Raw genomic sequence first — 18,500 nt, forward strand, 5'->3', positions numbered from 1 at the left:
AGAATGTGGGGCAAAAATGAGCAAAGTCAGACTCGCTGTCATCGGCAACGGTATGGTCGGGCATCGCTTCATCGAAGAACTGATGGAGAAGGCACAACCGGGCCAATTCGAGATCACCGTGTTTTGTGAGGAACCACGCCTCGCTTACGACCGGGTGCATCTCTCCTCTTACTTTTCACACCATACGGCGGAAGAACTGTCACTGGTGCGCGAAGGCTTCTACGAGAAGCACAATATTCAGGTGCTGGTGGGCGAGCGCGCCATCACCATCAACCGCCAGGAGAAGGTGATCCACTCCACCAGCGGCCGAACCGTCTGGTATGACAAACTGGTGATGGCCACCGGCTCCTACCCGTGGATCCCGGCGATCCAGGGCGCCGACACCCAGGATTGCTTCGTCTACCGCACCATTGAGGATCTCAACGCCATCGAAGCCTGCGCCCGGCGCAGCAAGCGCGGCGCGGTGGTGGGCGGCGGCCTGCTGGGGCTGGAAGCGGCCGGGGCGCTGAAAAACCTCGGCGTTGAGACGCACGTGGTGGAGTTCGCGCCGGTGCTGATGGCAGAACAGCTCGACCGCATGGGCGGCGAACAGCTGCGCCAGAAGATCGAACGGATGGGCGTGCAGGTGCATACCGGCAAAAACACCCAGCTGATCACCGATCAGGGCCGGGAGGCGCGTAAAATCATGCAGTTCGCTGACGGCAGCGCGCTGGAGGTGGACTTTATCGTCTTCTCCACCGGCATCCGCCCGCAGGACAAACTGGCGCGCCAGTGCGGCCTCGCCATTGGCGCACGCGGCGGCATCGCCATCAATGACAGCTGCCAGAGTTCAGACCCGGACGTCTACGCCATCGGCGAGTGCGCCGCCTGGCAAGATCGGGTTTTTGGCCTGGTGGCACCGGGCTACAAAATGGCCCAGGTGGCGGCGGACAGCCTGCTGGGGCGTGAGAACGCCTTTAGCGGCGCAGACATGAGCGCCAAACTGAAGCTGCTGGGCGTGGACGTCGGCGGCATCGGCGACGCGCATGGCCGCACGCCGGGCGCACGCAGTTATGTCTATCTCGACGAAAGCAAAGAAGTCTACAAACGGCTGGTGGTGAGTGCAGATAACAGCACGCTGCTCGGCGCAGTGCTGGTGGGCGACACCAGTGATTACGGCAACCTGCTGCAACTGGCGCTCAACCAGATCACCCTGCCGGAACACCCGGACGCGCTGATCCTGCCGGCCCATGCCGGCAGCGGCAAACCGGCGCTGGGGGTCGATTCCCTGCCGGAAACGGCGCAGATCTGCTCCTGTTTCGACGTCTCAAAAGGCGACATCATCCGCGCGGTACAGGGCGGCTGCCACACTGTGGCCGCGATCAAAGCGGAAACCAAAGCCGGGACCGGCTGCGGCGGCTGTATCCCGCTGGTAACGCAGGTGCTGAACGCCGAGCTGAGCAAACAGGGGATCGAGGTCAACCATCACCTGTGTGAACACTTTGCCTATTCGCGCCAGGAGCTTTACCACCTGATCCGCGTGGAGGGCATCACCTCCTTTGACGCCCTGCGGGAGAAATACGGCAAGGGCTACGGCTGTGAAATCTGTAAGCCGACCGTGGGTTCGCTGCTGGCCTCCAGCTGGAATGAGTACGTGCTGGCACCGCAACACACGCCGTTGCAGGACAGCAACGACATCTTCCTCGGCAATATCCAGAAAGACGGCACCTACTCGGTGATCCCGCGCTCGCCGGGGGGTGAAATCACCCCGGAAGGGCTGCTGGCGATTGGCGAGGTGGCGCGCAAATACCACCTCTACACCAAAATTACCGGCTCCCAGCGCATCGCCCTGTTTGGCGCGCAGAAAGATGACCTGCCCGCCATCTGGCAGACATTGATCGACGCCGGGTTCGAAACCGGCCACGCCTACGCCAAAGCGCTGCGCATGGCGAAAACCTGCGTCGGCAGCACCTGGTGCCGCTTTGGCGTCGGCGACAGCGTGGGCTTCGGCGTTGAGCTGGAGAACCGTTATAAAGGCATCCGCACCCCGCACAAAATGAAGTTCGGCGTCTCGGGCTGTACCCGTGAATGCGCTGAAGCGCAGGGCAAAGACGTGGGCATCATCGCCACGGAAAAAGGCTGGAACCTGTATGTCTGCGGCAACGGCGGCATGAAACCGCGCCATGCGGATCTGCTGGCGGCGGATCTCGACCGTGAGACGCTGGTCCGTTACCTCGACCGTTTCATGATGTTCTACATCCGCACCGCCGACAAACTGCAGCGCACCTCCTTGTGGCTTGAAAGCCTGGAGGGCGGCATCGCCTACCTGCGCAGCGTCATCATCGATGACAAACTCGGCCTGAATGCACAGCTGGAGGCGGAAATCGCCCAGTTGCAGGCACGCGTGGTGTGCGAATGGCAGGAAACCCTGGCCCACCCGGAACAGCTCTCCCGCTTCGCCCACTTTATCAACAGCCCGCAGCGTGACCCGAACGTGCAGGTCGTGCCGGAACGTGATCAGCACCGCCCGGCGCGGCCGGAAGAGCGCATCCCGGTGCGGCTGGTGGCCGCGCCGGAACAGGAAATGGAGGTGAACTCATGAGCCAGTGGACAACCGTCTGCCCGTTAGAGGCCATTTTGCCCGCTACCGGCGTCTGTGCGCTGGTGGGCGGCCAACAGATCGCCCTGTTCCGCCCTTACGCCGACGACCGGCTGTTTGCCCTGAGCAATATTGACCCGTTTGCCCAGGCGAGCGTGCTGTCACGCGGCATTATCGCGGAGCATCAGGGCGAATTGTGGGTCGCCAGCCCACTGAAAAAACAGCGTTTCCGCCTGCGTGACGGGCTGTGCATGGAAGATGAGGCGCACTCGGTGCCCGCCTGGCCGGTCAGAGTCCAGGACGGCAACGTGCAGGTTAACGCCTGATTGTTGGGGGCCGCGCGGCCCCCTTTTTTTAGCTTTCTATTACCTCTGGGATACCCCCCTATGTTTACCGACACCCTGAATAAATGTGCCGCCAATGCCGCACGCATTGCGCGGCTGGCCAAAGAGACGCCGCTGAGCTTCTGGGTCAGTTCCGCGATGGCCGGGGCCTACGTGGGCCTGGCGATTATTTTGATTTTCACCCTCGGCAACCTGCTGGACGCGGCCGTGCGGCCGCTGGTGATGGGCGCAACTTTCGGCATCGCGCTGACGCTGGTGATCATCGCCGGGTCTGAACTGTTTACCGGCCATACCATGTTCCTGACGCTGGGCGTGAAAGCCGGCACCATCCGCCCCGCTGAGATGTGGGCGATCCTGCCGCAAACCTGGCTCGGGAACCTGCTCGGCTCCGTCTTTGTCGCCCTGCTCTACCACTGGGGCGGCGGCAGCCTGCTGCCGACAGAATCGAGTTTGCTGCACACCGCGGCGCTGGCGAAAACCACCGCCCCGGCGATGGTGCTGTTCTTCAAAGGCGCGCTCTGCAACTGGCTGGTGTGCCTGGCAATCTGGATGGCATTGCGCACCGAGGGCGCAGCGAAGTTCATCGCCATCTGGTGGTGTTTGCTGGCCTTTATCGCCTCCGGTTACGAGCACTCCGTCGCAAACATGACGCTGTTCGCCCTCTCCTGGTTCGGCCACCACAGCGAGGCTTACACGCTGGCGGGTATCGGCCACAACCTGCTGTGGGTGACGCTCGGCAATACGCTCTCCGGCGCAGTATTTATGGGGCTGGGGTACTGGTATGCCACCCCACGCACCCAGCGCCCGCAACCGGCCACCGCCGTTAACCACCGGATAGCCTGAGGGTTACGCTATGGATTACCTGCCGATTTTCTGCCAGTTACGTCAGCGTGCCTGCCTGCTGGTAGGCGGGGGCGACATCGCCGAACGCAAGGCGCGCCTGCTGATGGACGCCGGGGCAGAGCTGACCGTGTGCGCCCTGTCGTTCACCCCGCAATTTCACCTGTGGGCAGAACAACAGGCGCTGACGCTGGTGTGTCAGCCGTTTGACGCCGCGCTGCTGGCGGAGACATGGCTGGTGATTGCCGCCACCGATGACATGGCCGTCAACCGGCAGGTCAGTGACGCGGCCGAGGCGCAGCGCATTTTCTGCAATGTGGTGGATGCGCCTGAGCAGGCGAGCTTTATCATGCCGTCGATCATCGACCGCTCGCCGCTGATGGTGGCGGTCTCTTCCGGCGGGCGTGCGCCGGTGCTGGCGCGGCTGCTGCGCGAGAAGCTGGAAGCGCTGTTGCCGCAGCACCTGGGTGAACTGGCTGCGCTGGCGGGCAGCCTGCGCCAACGGGTTAAACAGCGCTGGCACTCCCAGGGCGAACGGCGGCACTTCTGGGAAAAACTGTTTGACCACCAGCCGCTGGCGCACGCCGTGGCCGCAAAGGAGAGCGCCCGCAGCACGCAACTTGTTGAAACCCTGTTCAGCGAGCCGCTGGACCACCACGGCGAAGTGGTGTTGGTCGGGGCCGGGCCGGGCGACGCCGGGCTGCTGACGCTGAAGGGGTTGCAGCAGATCCAGCGCGCGGACATCGTGGTGTATGACCGGCTGGTGTCGGATGAGGTGATGAACCTGGTACGGCGCGACGCGGAGCGCATTTTCGTCGGCAAGCGCGCCGGTTACCACTGCGTGCCGCAGGAGGAGATCAACCAGATCCTGCTGGCGCAGGCGCGGCGCGGCAAGCGCGTGGTGCGGCTGAAAGGGGGCGATCCCTTTATCTTCGGGCGCGGCGGCGAGGAGCTGGAAACCCTGTGCGACACCGGCATTCCTTTCTCGGTGGTGCCCGGCATTACGGCGGCGTCCGGCTGCGCGGCTTACAGCGGCATCCCGCTCACCCACCGCGACTATGCGCAGAGCGTGCGGCTGGTGACCGGCCACCTGAAAAAAGAGGGCGAGCTGGACTGGGCCACGCTGGCCGCCGGGCAGCAGACGCTGGTGTTTTACATGGGGCTTTCGCAGGCCCCGGCGATCCAGCAGCAGTTGATGGCGCACGGCATGAGCGGCACGATGCCGGTGGCGCTGGTGGAGAACGGCACCTCGGTGAAGCAGCGGGTGGTCAGCGGTGAGTTACGCCAACTTGCCGGCCTGGCGCAGGAGGTCAGCAGCCCGAGCCTGATCATCGTCGGCCGGGTGGTGGCGCTGCGTGAGCGGCTGAACTGGTTCCTCTCCTGAGCGGGAAACATGCCCATAAAAAAAGCGCCGGAAGGCGCTTTTTTTACCGCGGCAGGGCTTATTCCCACCAGATGTCGAACAGCTCGCTGACCACCACGTCGGTCATGTTGTGCTGCTCAAGCCAGCTTTTCACCAACTGGCGATGCTCATCGGTGCATTTGCCAATCTTCTGCAGGCACACCAGCCCTTCCCACTCCAGGTAACCGCCGCCGTCAAACGCCAGGCCGTTCGGCTCAATCACTTCATTGATGAAGGTGTCGAGCGTCGCGTCGATCACATCAACCGCGGTGTTCTCCGGGAAGGTCCATTTCACCGAGAAGCCCAGCTCCTGGAACTCGTCGATGTGTAACTTTTTGCGCAAACGGCGGCTGCGTTGTGTGGCCATTACTTTGTCCTCTCAAACATAAGGTCCCATACGCCATGGCCAAGACGATGGCCACGCGCTTCAAATTTGGTCAGCGGGCGTGATTCCGGCCGTGGGACATAGTCGCCGCTTTCGGAGACGTTTTTGTACCCGGCAATCTGGTTCATCACTTCCAGCATGTGCTCTGCGTAGGCTTCCCAGTCGGTTGCCATATGGAACACGCCGCCCAGCTTCAGTTTACGCAGCACCAGCTCGGCAAACGGCACCTGCACGATGCGGCGTTTGTTGTGGCGTGCTTTGTGCCACGGATCGGGGAAGAACAGCTGCACCATGGTAAGCGAGTTATCCGGGATCATATTTTCCAGCACTTCCACCGCATCATGGCACATCACACGCAGGTTGCTGACGCCCGCCTCGTGGGCGGTGCCGAGGCAGGCCCCGACACCCGGCGAGTGCACTTCAATGCCCAGGAAGTTCTGGTGCGGGTTGCTCTCTGCCATGGTCACCAGCGAGGCCCCCATGCCGAAACCAATCTCCAGCACCGTGGGCGCTTCGCGGCCAAACAGTGTCTCCAGGCTGACCGGCGACGTCTGGTACTCCACGCCCATTACCGGCCAGAAGTTATCCAGCGCGTGTTGCTGCCCTTTGGTCAGGCGGCCCTGACGGCGGACAAAGCTGCGGATACGGCGCAGCGGGCGGCCGTTTTCATCGAATTCCGGCGAGATGACGTCATTAATCATAGTGCGTTTCGTCTGTTTGGCTGTGAATAAAGGAAAGGCGCATTATCCAAAGATACCCTGCTTTAGCAAGCGCCGCGTTTTATCGGGCGGTGTAGCCGGAAAGTTCCGGTTTACTCCGGCGGGGGTCTGTGCTGGAATCGCAGGCTACTCTTTTTCTGAGAAACCGACCCCGCCTATGATGGAAGCGCAACCGTTCGCGCGCCTGGTGCTTGACTGGTACCAACGCTGCGGCCGTAAAACCCTGCCGTGGCAGCTTGAAAAAACGCCCTATAAAGTATGGCTCTCTGAGGTGATGTTGCAACAAACCCAGGTCGCCACCGTGATCCCCTATTTTGAACGCTTTATGGCCCGCTTCCCGGATGTACAGGCGCTGGCCGCCGCCCCGCTGGATGAGGTGCTGCACCTCTGGACGGGGCTGGGTTACTACGCCCGTGCGCGCAACCTGCACAAGGCGGCGCAGCAGGTGGTGGCGCTGCATGGCGGCGAATTCCCGACCACTTTTGACGCGGTGGCGGCCCTGCCCGGCGTCGGCCGCTCCACCGCCGGGGCGGTGCTGTCGCTGTCGCTCGGCCAGCACTTCCCGATCCTCGACGGCAACGTCAAACGGGTGCTGGCGCGCTGTTATGCGGTCGCCGGCTGGCCGGGGGAGAAAAAAGTCGAGAACCGCCTGTGGCAACTCAGCGAACAGGTGACCCCGGCCGACGGCGTGCAGCAGTTCAACCAGGCGATGATGGATCTGGGTGCGATGATCTGCACCCGTTCAAAACCCAAATGCGAACTCTGCCCGCTGAACCGCGGCTGTGAGGCGTATGCCCACCACAGCTGGGCAGAGTACCCCGGCAAGAAGCCGAAGAAAGTGCTGCCGGTGCGCACCGGCTGGATGGCGCTGATTGAGCACCAGGGCAGCATCTGGCTGGAGAAGCGCCCGCCGTCCGGGTTATGGGGCGGCCTGTACGGCTTCCCGCAACATGAGAGCGAAGCCGCGCTGGAAGCCTGGCTGGGCGCACACGGGCTACAGGCCGCGCCGCGTGAGCAGCTTATCGCCTTTCGCCACACATTCAGCCACTTCCACCTGGATATCGTACCGGTGCACATAAGCAGCGCATCCGCACCGGGCGGCATGGATGCCGGCGACGGTCTCTGGTATAACTTAGCGCGGCCGCCTTCGGTCGGGCTGGCCGCCCCGGTTGAGCGCCTGCTGGCCGAGCTGGCCCGGCACTCCCCCACACAGCAATCATTATTCGGCCATCGCGCCGCAGATGAGGAATAAGCATGAGCAGAACCATCTATTGCACCTTTTTACAACGCGATGCCGAAGGGCAGGATTTCCAGCTCTACCCCGGTGAACTGGGCAAGCGCATCTATAACGAAATCTCCAAAGAGGCGTGGGCGCAGTGGCAGACCAAGCAGACCATGCTGATTAACGAGAAAAAACTCAGCATGATGAACGTGGCCGACCGCAAGCTGCTGGAGCAGGAGATGGTGAAGTTCCTGTTTGAAGGGCATGACGTTCATATTGAAGGTTATACGCCGCCGAGCGAGTAAGCCGGAACGCCTATTTTCAGGGCTGGATTGGCCCTGCTTCTTTCATCACGACACGGCATTTAAGATGAAGAAAATTTTAGCGCTGATGATAATTGCGCCTTTGCTGGTCTCTTGCTCCAGCGACAAGAAAAGCGATGCGTTCAGTGAAGCCTTTGTAAAAGATACCAACGGATTCGATATTCTGATGGGGCAGTTTGCCAATAACATCGAGAATATCTGGGGCATGAACGAAGTCCTGATTGCCGGGCCGAAGGACTACGTCAAATACTCGGATCAGTACCAGACCCGCAGCCACATCAACTTTGACAGCGGGACCATCACCATCGAGACCATCGCCGGCACCGATCCGGCGGCGCATTTACGCCAGGCGATCATCACCACCCTGCTGATCGGGGAAGATCCGGACGGCGTGGATCTCTACTCCGACGCCAACGATATCCAGATCAGCAAAGAGCCGCTGCTCTACGGCCAGGTGCTGGACAACAACGGCGAGCCGATCCGCTGGGAGTGGCGCGCGGCGCACTTTGCCGACTACCTGTTGCAGAACCGCCTGCAAAAACGCGAATCCGGCCTGCATGTGATCTACTCGGTCACGATCCAGCTGGTGCCGAACCACCTCGACAAACGTGCGCATAAATACCTGCCGATGGTGCGTAAAGCCGCCGCCAAGTATGGCGTCGACTCGTCGCTGATCCTGGCGATTATGCAGACCGAATCGAGCTTCAACCCCTATGCCGTGAGCAACTCTGACGCGCTGGGGCTGATGCAGGTGGTGCAGCACTCCGCCGGGGTGGACGTGTTCAAGATGCAGGGCAAGTGGGGCAAACCGAGCCGTAACTACCTGTTTGACCCGGAAAACAACATCGACACCGGCACCGCCTACCTGTCGATTTTGCAAAACAGCTACCTGGGCGGCATCAGCAACCCGACCTCACGCCGCTACGCGGTGATCACCGCCTACAACGGCGGCGCGGGCAGCGTGTTGCGCGTCTTCTCCAGCGACAAGGCGCGGGCGTTCAACATCATCAACAGCATGGCGCCGGGCGACGTCTATACGACGCTGACCACCAAGCACCCGTCGGGCGAATCGCGCCGTTACCTCTACAAGGTCAATACCGCGCAGAAGAGTTACCGCCGCGGCGGCTGAGCCGCTGTTTTCTGATAACCATCGCCCCCTATAAAAAAACCCGCCAAGGCGGGTTTTTTATTGTCAGGCCTGCGGTGGCTGCGTCAGCACGTAGCCCATAATGCGTTTCCAGCCCTCCGGCCTCTTCTCCACATACACGCCCTGCAACTCCGGCGAGAAGCCCGGCAACCGGTTAATGCCCTCTTCCAGCGCCATAAAGTAGCGTTGCACCGCCCCGCCCCACACTTCACCCGGCACCACGCAGAGCACGCCCGGCGGGTAAGGCAACGCCCCTTCCACCGCCACCCGGCCTTCCGCCTCGCCGATCGGAATCAGCTCTGCATTGTCGCGGATGAATTCGTTGTGCGCGTCCTGGGTGTTCATCCTCACCTGTGGGAAATGCGCCTGGCGGAACATCTCTTTCTGCAACTGTTTCACATCAAAGCTGACGTAAAGATCGTGCATCTCCTGGCAGAGCCGGCGCAGGGTGTAGCCCCGGTAACGCGCCTCATTTTTGCGATAGACGGTCGGCAACACCTCTTCCAGCGGCGCATCCTCCTGCACGTAACGCTCGAAGCGGGCGATCTCCTCCACCAGCTGCACCATCTTGGCGTCACTCTCCGCCGGGGTGAGCAGGAACAGGATCGAGTTGAGATCGCACTTCTCCGGCACGATCCCATTCTCACGCAGGTAATTGGCAAGGATCGTGGCCGGAATGCCGAATTCGGTGTAGTTGCCGGTCGCAGCGTCAATACCCGGCGTGGTCAGCAACAGTTTGCACGGATCCACAAAATACTGGTGCTCGGCGTAGCCTTCAAACGCGTGCCACTTGTCACCCGGCACAAAGTCAAAGAAGCGCACATCGTTCGCCATCAGGTCAGTGTCATGATCCTGCCAGGGTTTGCCGTCCACCACCGGCGGCACGAAGGGCTGGATCATCGTGCAGCGGTTGAGCAGCATTTTACGCGCCTCAATGCCGGTTTTAACGCACGCCAGCCACATATGGTGGCCGCTGCCGTTGGCGTGCATCCGCGCGTTGACGTCCAGCGCCGCAAACAGCGGGTAGAACGGGCTGGTGGAGGCGTGCAGCATAAACGCATTATTGAGCTTTTTATGGCTGACGTGGCGCTTTTGGCCCTTGATGTGGTTATCTTTTTTATGGATCTGTGAGGTCTGCGAGAAGCCGGCCTGCTGTTTGTGCACCGACTGGGTAACGATGATGCCCGGATCGTTTTCGCCCAGTTCCAGCAGCAGCGGCGAGCACTGCTGCATCATCGGGATAAACTGCTCATAGCCGACCCACGCCGAGTCAAACAGGATGTAGTCACACAGGTGGCCGATCTTCTCCACCACCTGGCGGGCGTTGTAGATGGTGCCGTCATAGGTGCCGAGCTGGATAATCGCCAGCCGGAACGGGCGCGCCTGGTCAGCACGCTGCGGGGCAACGCGGGCGATTTCCCGGCGCAGGTAGGCTTCATCAAAGCAGTGCGCATCAATCCCGCCGATAAAGCCGAACGGGTTACGCGCCGTCTCCAGGTACACCGGCGTCGCCCCGGCCTGGATCAGCGCGCCGTGGTGGTTGGACTTATGGTTGTTGCGGTCAAACAGCACCAGATCGCCGCGCGTCAGCAGGGCGTTACACACCACTTTGTTGGCGGCCGAGGTGCCGTTCAGCACGAAATAGGTTTTGTCGGCGCTGAAGACTTTCGCCGCGTGCTTCTGCGCATCTTTGGCACTGCCCTCGTGGATCAGCAGATCGCCCAGTTTCACATCCGCGTTGCACATGTCGGAACGGAACACATTCTCCCCGAAGAACTCATAGAACTGGCGGCCGGCCGGATGGCGGCGGAAGAACTCACCGCCCTGGTGGCCGGGGCAGGCAAAGGTGGAGTTCTGCATCTCGACATACTTTTTCAGCGTGTCAAAAAACGGCGGGAACAGCGCAGCCTCATAGGCAGCGGCGGCGGCTTCCAGTTGTGCGCCGTAGAAGGCCCGGTTGGCATCCGACAGGGAGATAACCCCCTTCAGCTGCGGCAGGTAATCCGGCGACACGGTTTCATCGCCCGTTATCGCCACAAACGCCGGGATGGCAAAACCAGTCTGCTGCACGGCCTCCAGCCGGCCGGCGTGCAGATCCTGCGCCGAGACCACGATGGCGGCCACCTCGGTATAGTCGGCGGACGCCAGCCCGATGACGTCACGCGGGGTGTCCAGATGTGAGGCCACGTCGGCGCTTGCTGCTATTTTCAATGATTTCATCTGCAACTCTCAAACGGTTAAGGATGAGGGGGTGCCACACTGGCACGGCAAGGGACAAGGCAACGCAGCGCCCTCTCCCACAACGTGATATCCCTATCGGCGACAACGGTTTATGCGGCCCCGTCGCAACACGCCGGGCACAGGCAATAAACTGGGATCAGCACCGTCGATAGACATCAGTAAAACCAGAGGCGCACTCTGTTTTTAATCATGCCCAACAGCCGGTACAGGGGGTAACTTCACCGCATGGTGACGTCAGACTGGGAATGAACACAGGAAAGGATCGAACAGGGAGAACGCGCCGGGCGCAGCCGGGCTGGCATTAACGGGGCGGCGGTGAGCGCCGTGCGGCAGCACCGGAAGGTGCGATGGGATAAGCCTGTCATGCCGCAACCCTCATAAGCTGTCGCGTAAAACGGAAGACAAAATTTGCGCAATCATGGCATTTTTTCTGAGGGGCATCAAGCCACAATTCCGGCAGCCAACCCGCTCCCGGCGCGGTTTTTGATGTAAAAATGGACGCTTGAACCATAAACCGGGAAAAAGCCGTTGACGCTTCCCAGCCAATACGGTTTAATGCGCCCCGTTGCCCGGATAGCTCAGTCGGTAGAGCAGGGGATTGAAAATCCCCGTGTCCTTGGTTCGATTCCGAGTCCGGGCACCACTAATTTTGCATCAAAGCACGCTGGTTAAGAGATGAGAACCTTAACGGGCGGTTAATACAGGGGCCGGTCATTACGGAATGTCCTCCGGTGTAGGCGTATCTGCACTGGTTAACGTTTCTGAATCAGTCCCTCAAGTCAGGGAGCCTGTGTCCGCAGGCTCCCTGTTCTCGATCACTGGCAATAATCCCAGTCAATCAGTTTTGTGTCAATAGTTGTAATTCCCTTTCTACACAGAGATCTGTGTGCAGCGACAATTCTTCTTCCAGTGTTTTTCCCACAATGTCCATATTGAGTTCCACATATTCCATTGTTGTGCTTACGCTACGATGACCCAGTAAATCTTTAACCAACTGAAGATTCCTTTCCGGTGCTTTCATCAGTTCTGTAGCCAGGGTATGTCTGAAACGGTGCGGCGAAACGGCAAAACCACATTCCTTTGACAGACGGCGAAAAAAGGAGCGGATCTTTTGATGCATCACTGTCACATCATTCCTATCAAATTTTGCCTTTTTCCCGGCAATGTAAAAACTGACATCGAAGAGGTTATCTTTTGGCCCGGCTCCAGCCTCCGTTGCCCGTGTAAGAAGAAGCTGTAGCCGCAAACGCAGCTGCTTAACAACGGGAACGCGCCATTCCCTGTGCGTTTTACTCCCCTCAAGGCGCAGATCTATATAACCTTCTGTCAGATTGACGTCCCTGAGCTGAATATGCAGCAGTTGATTTTGCCTCATTCCCGTATATCTGAGCGTATCCAGGACGGTTATCCAGAACCAGGCCGGGTAAAGCGCACTCCGACCGCCACGTGCGAAAATTTTCCGGTTGGATTCAATTTCAGCCTGCTGCATTATCAGATAAAGGCGGGTTAGCTGAGAGCGGTTTAAAGTCCGCTTTTTCTTTCTGTCCCGCTGTACAGTGCAATTGTTAAAAGGGTTTTTGCCCGCAGGCAATAAACCACTTTCCATAGCATAGTTATAGAGGGCCCTGAGATGTGCAATTTTATTGTTCCAGGTCTGCGCCGATTGTTGCTTTTCTCTGAGTACATGTCGCCGCCATCTGAGTACTTCATGATGTGTAACCATTGATGGGGTTATGTCTGCCCCCGTAAATTTCAGGAATCCCTTTACAACCTTTGCGTAGCTCCATTCTGTTGCAGCTCGCAGGTTTCGGGCGAAGAAGTACTCCTCAAGCAATTCTTCCCATGTCGTATAATGGTTTTTGTCAGACATACAGCATTTCCTTTTTCTAAATCAAGCTGCCCTTAAGGGCCCTCATGGACTGCCCCTCCTTCACAGGAAAGACAGAAGCCCGCTGTCTTCAGGGGAAGACGCCCCTCTGAAAAGGTGTGTAGTCTTGACAAGATATCCACTTACAGGTTTAAACGTGCCTTCTTTGCCAGGCGAGTGGTACAGTTTTGCTTTAATAAAACGCTCTCCCCTGCGCACCCTGTGAATATGCAGCTTCTCAAATTCAATTTGTATGGAATCCCTGCTTAGCTCTGCTCCGCTTTCTCTGATGTAAAGATAAAATATGTCCGGAACCCTGAGAAAGATGAACCCTGCAACTGCATGCGCCCTCGAATCAGGCTGATTAATATCAATTCGCTTGCTCTTAAGTCCTTCAGAAAGCCACCTGACAAATTCAGTGCCAGTCTGTTTTTTTATCACTGTTTTTTGTGCGTCAATGTTAATGCTGTGTAAAGGGATGTTATCCTCTACAGCGCGTTCAGGGAAAGAGTCTTCTGCTACTGTCTGATTTATCTCAGGCTTATCAGCTTCGGGACTTAGTTCATTAAGGGGGGAAAATTCTGGCACACTTTCTGCTCTCGTACTGATTGAAGGCTCTTCATCACATGCTTCAGTCCCGGTCATATCAGGCTCTGCAATTGCACTGAACAGACTTAGCAGCATCTCTGTATCAGCCTTCTCTGTTTCGTTTGGATCACATTCCGTAATCTCGCCTGCCTTTTCATTGCTGACGAGATTGCTGTCATCAGCCATCGGCACCGGTGCAATAGAAGATGCGAGTTGAATACCCTGCAAATCTGGAACTTCTGGCGATGCAGTTTTAAGTTTTGCTTCTACTGACGGTTCTGATTCAATCTCTTGATCAGACGGCGTTTGCGTAACTGAAAGGGCCGGCTCTATGAGGGTGTTAACTTTCTCATTTGCCCCGGATACCTCCAGCGAAGGCGATTCCACCTTTTCAGCAGCTTGCTTCATTAAGCTTCTAATAAGTGGCATCGCCGGATGCTGGTTCCATAAGGCCCCGGTAAGATTGCCCAGAGCTTCGGGATTTTCTGCCAGCCATCCTGTCGCCTCTGCTGGCACAAGTTGTCCTGCTGCCAGCGCTGCAAAAGCTGAGGAGTTGTCAGCTTCCCGGAAGCGAAATCGATAAGGTGAGTCCGGAACGGTTATTCCCGGAAGCCAGCTTTTACCATCAAGCAGCTCACCCTCCAGAGACGCCAGGAGCGGCAAATGCCAGAACAGTGCAGACCAGAAAATGACTGCATTCCACATCACGTTTTGCTCTGCCTGCTCTTCTGGCGCAGCTCCGGGTGGAAACATGTATCCTTTGGCCAGTCTGACCGCACAGGTTGTGAACTGCAGCGTAAGGTCCCCGAAGCCGTCTGACTGCGACCACCTTCCCTGCTGTGTTGCCGGCACATTCTGTACCCTGGCCAGTAAGCCATGCAGTGGCGTTATATAAAACCGGTGATAAACATCCGCCGGAAGTGAGCTGTTTTCCCATATTTGTTGCAGGCAGGTTTTTCTCAACGGACTACAGCACAGCGTATCGACCGTACGCGGAGTGTGGTAGCCGGCAGGTGTGACAGCGGATACATGATGTGCTGGTTCCGGTTCACCTTTTGAAAACAGAAACCTAAGGGTCCTGATTCTGTCGCGCATGATTTTCTCCTGGTATAGGGCTGCCCAGTGTTGTGACACTCCCCGCGCTTCACCATAAAAAACCAGTTACTCACTCTCAGAAGTTTTTCCCGTTTCTTCGTGCCTGTCGGCGCTCTCTCCATTTCCGGACGGTACGGTTTCGTGCGTCGTCTCGCGGTTTTTCCCGCCTTCATCGCTCAGCCAGCGCATCAGTTCGTTAAGCACAAGCGTTCTTCTGGCCCGGGTGACAGCCACGTACAGCAGGTTAGTCTCATCCTGCCGCTCATCCTGCGAAAGAAGCGGGTCGGTAATGTCAGTAAAATCCTCACTCAGCATTACCACCGGCCATTCCAGCCCTTTGCTGCGGTGTGCGGTTGAAACCGTGACCTGAGCGTCTTTCTCATGGGTTACCACCTGACGGCGCATGATGGCCAGCTTTTGCGGTAGTGGGAAAAAGTCATCGAGAAGACGAATGGCCTGGTTCATCTCCACGTCCTGTGTGGCTTTTGCTATTGAGCAGTATTCATCAAAATCCCGGTAGTCCCGGCTGAGGCGCGGGGACTGCATCTTTTCAGGCATATCGGCGGAGAACCAGTACAGGTTTTCCAGCTCCTCTGTTTTGTAGCCTTCAATCCCCCCGACCCAGAAGACATTTTTCTCCATAAGGCTCGCCGTCAGGGCACTGCCGATCACGCCGGATACCGTCCGGCTCAGTACAGCAATATGCTCAGCCCCTGCCGGAAGGCTGCTGACGACAGCATCCTGCCCCCCGTTACCTGTCACGCGCTTTTCCTCTCCGGCACGTTCAAGCAGGATGTTGGCCATCCGCGCGACCTCAGGGCCAAACCGAAAACTCGCTGTCAGCCACAACCGGTCTGCCTGCACCAGCTGCGGGGCTCTCAGTGCATTATCTGCCCCCCGAAACCGGTATATCTGCTGGTAACGGTCGCCGACCAGAATGACCCGGCAGGGCTGATTCAGTACAAATGCACTGGTCACCGGATTGGCGTCCTGTGCCTCGTCGAAGAGGATGGTGTCCCAGCGTTTTGACAGGTCAGGATGAGAGAGCTGGAACAGTTTAAGGTAGGTGTCGTGCGTGACGGGAAAGACTGAATCAGTACGGCTCATTTCATACCAGAGGATTTGTATTGCCCCCAGAATTTTACCGGCATCGAGACCGTGGCGATCATCCTCAGACGGCAGATGTATCAGCCCCGGCTCGGGGTCAGCACTGCAGAGGAACATGTTCAGCCCGCTGAGCGCCAGCCGCGCCAGCGCCCAGTGGCGGGTATTGAGCTTTCTGGCCACATCCGTAATGCGCAGACTGGCTGTCAGCCGGTCACGGAAATGTTTGCCGAAACGGGCCCATGCAAGCTGATGCGACGTTTTACACTCTACGTTATAGGGGAATTTGCGTTCAGCCTCATCCCGCACAGCGCGATTATAGGCGAGGTAAAGCATTTTACTTTCCGGGTTGGCTTCAGCGTAACTCACTAAAGTGGAGGTTTTACCTGTACCGGCAAAGGCATTCACCACGAGATGATTGCCCTTCCACTCGATGATGGCGTTTTGTTCGGCTGTTGTTTTCCAGGTCACTGTGTTCTCCCGCAGCAGCAGATGTAAAAAAACAGCCTGACAGCGGGAAGCGTGCACTTCGAGAAAAAACCAGATCCCTTTTTTCAAAGATAAAAAACGCCCCCGAGCGGGAGCGTAAAAATGATGATCTTATTTTTTTATACTACGTATACATGACAAGTTAGCAACATCCACAAACTTTCGCTGACGTTAACAATAATCGCTATCAATTATCTTAATTGGTCTTTCATTCACTCTCTCCGCTATTCACGCACTATTTTTATCTATAGAATTCTTCAGGAGATATTTAATGTAAAACTTTACAATCCCCCTAAGCACTTAAAACGTTCATTAAGTAGCGACCTTGACCTTCTGTGTTAACACGTTGCTCCATAAGAGTTACCATCTTTAAAAGAGAATGTTGGAAACAATTATTACTTATATACTCTTCCCCAGGAGAAATGGTAGCGCATAATAAAAATGGCATAGCTGGCCTATCCGAATAAATATCAAATGATGAATTATGGAAATCTCTAATGAGTAGTTTCTCATCAGGATTTAAAATAATCAAACCAATGATGGAACTATTTGCATCTGAAATAGAATGAAGTCCATGAAGATATTTAAGCGTTAACTCAGGTAAATAATGTAAAAAGGCTTTATCAGTAGAAGTATACTTCGCATCAAGAATGAGATACTTGTCAATACCATTCCCATTGCTAATATGTATTACAAAGTCGGGAGATCGATTAGAAAATCTCCCTGAGGAAGAACGATGAGTCACCATACCATTGTAAGTTGTCCATCCTTCACTGTTAACCAAACCTCTTAGGTCTGCCATGGGATGGGTGGCCATCCAATATTTTGGCTCATATAGTAATTTTAGAGTAGCCCCTTTTCTAAGATTAAAAACAAATGATATTGATTCATTAACTGGTTCGGGCGCGGATTTAGAGCCTATATGCTGTCCTAATATCTCTCTTATATAGAAAAGAGAATAGTATTCAAACAATTTTGGAATGCTTTGTATGGATAATAACTCTTCTTGAACACTCCAATCAGGTTTCCCAAATCGGTACCAGTCAACGATCTTTTTGAAAACAGAAAGGTATAAAGGATCCTTTTTGGCTTTCATTGTAAACGTGGGCACTCCGATTATATGTTTTTTTGCAGGCATCACCTCTGCCATTATCCTTTTAAGAGAATGTAAATCTGATAATATTGATTTGCATTTTAAAATTTTTCGCCCATTAATACTCTTCTGAAATTTTTGTATTTGAGAGAAAAAACTAACATACCCTAAAGGGCTTCCATTTATTCTATTTGGATACTTATCAGGGTTTTTGAAGCCTGAAAGAAGAGAAGAAGTGGTTTGAATTAAAGTCATAACAAAACCATGCAAAACTTGATTTTCATAAACGTCAGAATCTTCTACTGCCTGGTGCTCAATAAGCTTTCTCGCCCCATAAAGCTCATCGTTAAACTCCAAAATTGCACTTTCATATGAATCTGTTTCAAATAGCTCATCAGTGTTGCTACATAGCCATGACAGCGTCAAATCATCAATATTTGTGTTGTCACTCGGATAAACATATTTCTCCCGACTTGTTAATTTAGAAATAGGTCTTTGTATTATTTTTCTTATCAGGGTTGTCGTTATTTCGACAATGCTTTCAATTTGTTCTAGTAAAATTTCAGCAGGAGTATCCCCATTTTTGAAACCTGCTTTCCGCCGAGTTACTCTGAAAAAAGCACAAAGAGCATTACTATCGATTTTTGCTATATAGTTCAGCATCTTATCAACTCGCTCTGCATTTAACTTTTTTGCCAGAACTTCTATCGATTGAAAACTAAAAAGTTCAGTCCTTTCACCGTATTGAGCTTCAAGTACTAATTCGGCTATTCCATAGTAATTATGGAAAAAACATTCATATGAAAAACGCCCTAGCCTTTTGGGAAGCCATCTGTAAGTCCAAAGCTCGCCTACACGTTCGATTAAAGTAGGTTCCACTTCATTTTCGTATAATAACAAAGAAATCTTTTCGTAATAGTTTTCACTCGTAAAGGCTATTTCTATAGCTTCATCTTCAAGAATGAATAATGATGAGTTGATTTTTTCATCGATTAACTTCAGTTCAAAAGCATCTCCCTGACGCTTCCCCCCTAAAATTGAAACCTTAATTTTCATAATCAAC

14 protein-coding genes and 1 tRNA gene are annotated in these 18,500 nt (G+C 55.8%); 8 read left to right on the forward strand and 7 right to left on the reverse strand.

Annotation, left to right across the window (positions count from 1 at the left end; genetic code table 11):
- Window positions 1–16 precede the first annotated feature (16 nt).
- From nirB to cysG, 4 genes are read left to right on the forward strand one after another with little or no spacing between them, the layout of a single operon-like run.
- Complete coding sequence (nirB, locus tag JK232_RS21590; RefSeq protein WP_212589691.1) at window positions 17–2,581, forward strand: nitrite reductase large subunit NirB; 2,565 nt, start codon at window positions 17–19, stop codon at window positions 2,579–2,581.
- Window positions 2,578–2,904 carry a nitrite reductase small subunit NirD gene (gene nirD / locus JK232_RS21595; protein WP_072927338.1) on the forward strand — a complete coding sequence of 109 codons (327 nt, stop codon included), beginning with the start codon at window positions 2,578–2,580 and terminating at the stop codon, window positions 2,902–2,904. The genes nirB and nirD overlap by 4 nt, the downstream gene beginning before the upstream one ends.
- A 60-nt stretch (window positions 2,905–2,964) precedes the next feature.
- Window positions 2,965–3,765, forward strand: a complete 801-nt coding sequence (nirC, locus tag JK232_RS21600) for a nitrite transporter NirC (protein WP_212589692.1) — start codon at window positions 2,965–2,967, stop codon at window positions 3,763–3,765.
- A gap of 10 nt (window positions 3,766–3,775) precedes the next feature.
- Window positions 3,776–5,146: a siroheme synthase CysG gene (gene cysG / locus JK232_RS21605; protein ID WP_072927335.1), complete on the forward strand. Its 1,371-nt coding sequence runs from the start codon at window positions 3,776–3,778 to the stop codon at window positions 5,144–5,146.
- Window positions 5,147–5,204: 58 nt separating this feature from the next.
- Here cysG and JK232_RS21610 read toward each other — a convergent pair whose 3' ends face one another.
- The gene (locus tag JK232_RS21610; RefSeq protein WP_072927333.1) at window positions 5,205–5,531 is read right to left on the reverse strand and encodes a YggL family protein; all 327 of its coding nucleotides are present in this window, start codon (window positions 5,529–5,531) and stop codon (window positions 5,205–5,207) included.
- Window positions 5,531–6,250: a tRNA (guanosine(46)-N7)-methyltransferase TrmB gene (gene trmB / locus JK232_RS21615; RefSeq protein ID WP_072927332.1), complete on the reverse strand. Its 720-nt coding sequence runs from the start codon at window positions 6,248–6,250 to the stop codon at window positions 5,531–5,533. Before trmB ends, JK232_RS21610 begins: the two co-directional genes overlap by 1 nt.
- A gap of 175 nt (window positions 6,251–6,425) precedes the next feature.
- On the opposite strand from trmB, the gene mutY reads away from it, so the two are divergent.
- The 3 genes from mutY (at window position 6,426) to mltC (ending at window position 8,942) form a co-directional block, all read left to right on the forward strand.
- Window positions 6,426–7,520 (forward strand): A/G-specific adenine glycosylase, encoded by a 1,095-nt coding sequence (gene mutY, locus JK232_RS21620; RefSeq protein WP_072927330.1) that lies wholly within the window; start codon window positions 6,426–6,428, stop codon window positions 7,518–7,520.
- 2 nt (window positions 7,521–7,522) lie between these two features.
- Window positions 7,523–7,795 (forward strand): oxidative damage protection protein, encoded by a 273-nt coding sequence (locus tag JK232_RS21625; RefSeq protein WP_072927328.1) that lies wholly within the window; start codon window positions 7,523–7,525, stop codon window positions 7,793–7,795.
- Window positions 7,796–7,859: 64 nt separating this feature from the next.
- The gene (gene mltC / locus JK232_RS21630) at window positions 7,860–8,942 is read left to right on the forward strand and encodes a membrane-bound lytic murein transglycosylase MltC (RefSeq protein ID WP_072927327.1); all 1,083 of its coding nucleotides are present in this window, start codon (window positions 7,860–7,862) and stop codon (window positions 8,940–8,942) included.
- A 63-nt stretch (window positions 8,943–9,005) separates the two neighbouring features.
- Here mltC and speF read toward each other — a convergent pair whose 3' ends face one another.
- Window positions 9,006–11,180 carry an ornithine decarboxylase SpeF gene (speF, locus tag JK232_RS21635; RefSeq protein WP_212589693.1) on the reverse strand — a complete coding sequence of 725 codons (2,175 nt, stop codon included), beginning with the start codon at window positions 11,178–11,180 and terminating at the stop codon, window positions 9,006–9,008.
- Between the two features lie 588 nt (window positions 11,181–11,768).
- Here speF and JK232_RS21640 point away from each other — a divergent pair.
- A tRNA-Phe gene (locus JK232_RS21640) sits at window positions 11,769–11,844 on the forward strand.
- Between the two features lie 195 nt (window positions 11,845–12,039).
- On the opposite strand, the gene JK232_RS21645 is transcribed toward JK232_RS21640, so the two are convergent.
- From JK232_RS21645 to JK232_RS21660, 4 genes are all read right to left on the reverse strand, one after another.
- The gene (locus JK232_RS21645; RefSeq protein WP_016807923.1) at window positions 12,040–13,071 is read right to left on the reverse strand and encodes a tyrosine-type recombinase/integrase; all 1,032 of its coding nucleotides are present in this window, start codon (window positions 13,069–13,071) and stop codon (window positions 12,040–12,042) included.
- A 60-nt stretch (window positions 13,072–13,131) separates the two neighbouring features.
- Window positions 13,132–14,751 (reverse strand): TraI domain-containing protein, encoded by a 1,620-nt coding sequence (locus JK232_RS21650; protein ID WP_016807924.1) that lies wholly within the window; start codon window positions 14,749–14,751, stop codon window positions 13,132–13,134.
- A gap of 66 nt (window positions 14,752–14,817) precedes the next feature.
- Window positions 14,818–16,326: a UvrD-helicase domain-containing protein gene (locus JK232_RS21655; protein ID WP_029591438.1), complete on the reverse strand. Its 1,509-nt coding sequence runs from the start codon at window positions 16,324–16,326 to the stop codon at window positions 14,818–14,820.
- Between the two features lie 310 nt (window positions 16,327–16,636).
- The gene (locus tag JK232_RS21660) at window positions 16,637–18,493 is read right to left on the reverse strand and encodes a DUF2357 domain-containing protein (RefSeq protein ID WP_029591439.1); all 1,857 of its coding nucleotides are present in this window, start codon (window positions 18,491–18,493) and stop codon (window positions 16,637–16,639) included.
- Between the last annotated feature and the right edge of the window lie 7 nt (window positions 18,494–18,500).

The sequence above is a fragment of the Nissabacter archeti genome (assembly GCF_018257325.1).
Classification (GTDB): Bacteria; Pseudomonadota; Gammaproteobacteria; order Enterobacterales; family Enterobacteriaceae; genus Chimaeribacter; species Chimaeribacter arupi.

Coding starts and splice junctions, on each gene's coding strand:
- JK232_RS21610 (WP_072927333.1), bottom strand. CDS start 5,531: ATGGCCACACAACGCAGCCGCCGTTTGCGCAAAAAGTTACACATCGAC.
- speF (WP_212589693.1), bottom strand. CDS start 11,180: ATGAAATCATTGAAAATAGCAGCAAGCGCCGACGTGGCCTCACATCTG.
- JK232_RS21660 (WP_029591439.1), bottom strand. CDS start 18,493: ATGAAAATTAAGGTTTCAATTTTAGGGGGGAAGCGTCAGGGAGATGCT.
- nirD (WP_072927338.1), top strand. CDS start 2,578: ATGAGCCAGTGGACAACCGTCTGCCCGTTAGAGGCCATTTTGCCCGCT.
- trmB (WP_072927332.1), bottom strand. CDS start 6,250: ATGATTAATGACGTCATCTCGCCGGAATTCGATGAAAACGGCCGCCCG.
- mltC (WP_072927327.1), top strand. CDS start 7,860: ATGAAGAAAATTTTAGCGCTGATGATAATTGCGCCTTTGCTGGTCTCT.
- JK232_RS21625 (WP_072927328.1), top strand. CDS start 7,523: ATGAGCAGAACCATCTATTGCACCTTTTTACAACGCGATGCCGAAGGG.
- nirB (WP_212589691.1), top strand. CDS start 17: ATGAGCAAAGTCAGACTCGCTGTCATCGGCAACGGTATGGTCGGGCAT.
- JK232_RS21650 (WP_016807924.1), bottom strand. CDS start 14,751: ATGCGCGACAGAATCAGGACCCTTAGGTTTCTGTTTTCAAAAGGTGAA.
- mutY (WP_072927330.1), top strand. CDS start 6,426: ATGATGGAAGCGCAACCGTTCGCGCGCCTGGTGCTTGACTGGTACCAA.
- JK232_RS21645 (WP_016807923.1), bottom strand. CDS start 13,071: ATGTCTGACAAAAACCATTATACGACATGGGAAGAATTGCTTGAGGAG.
- nirC (WP_212589692.1), top strand. CDS start 2,965: ATGTTTACCGACACCCTGAATAAATGTGCCGCCAATGCCGCACGCATT.
- cysG (WP_072927335.1), top strand. CDS start 3,776: ATGGATTACCTGCCGATTTTCTGCCAGTTACGTCAGCGTGCCTGCCTG.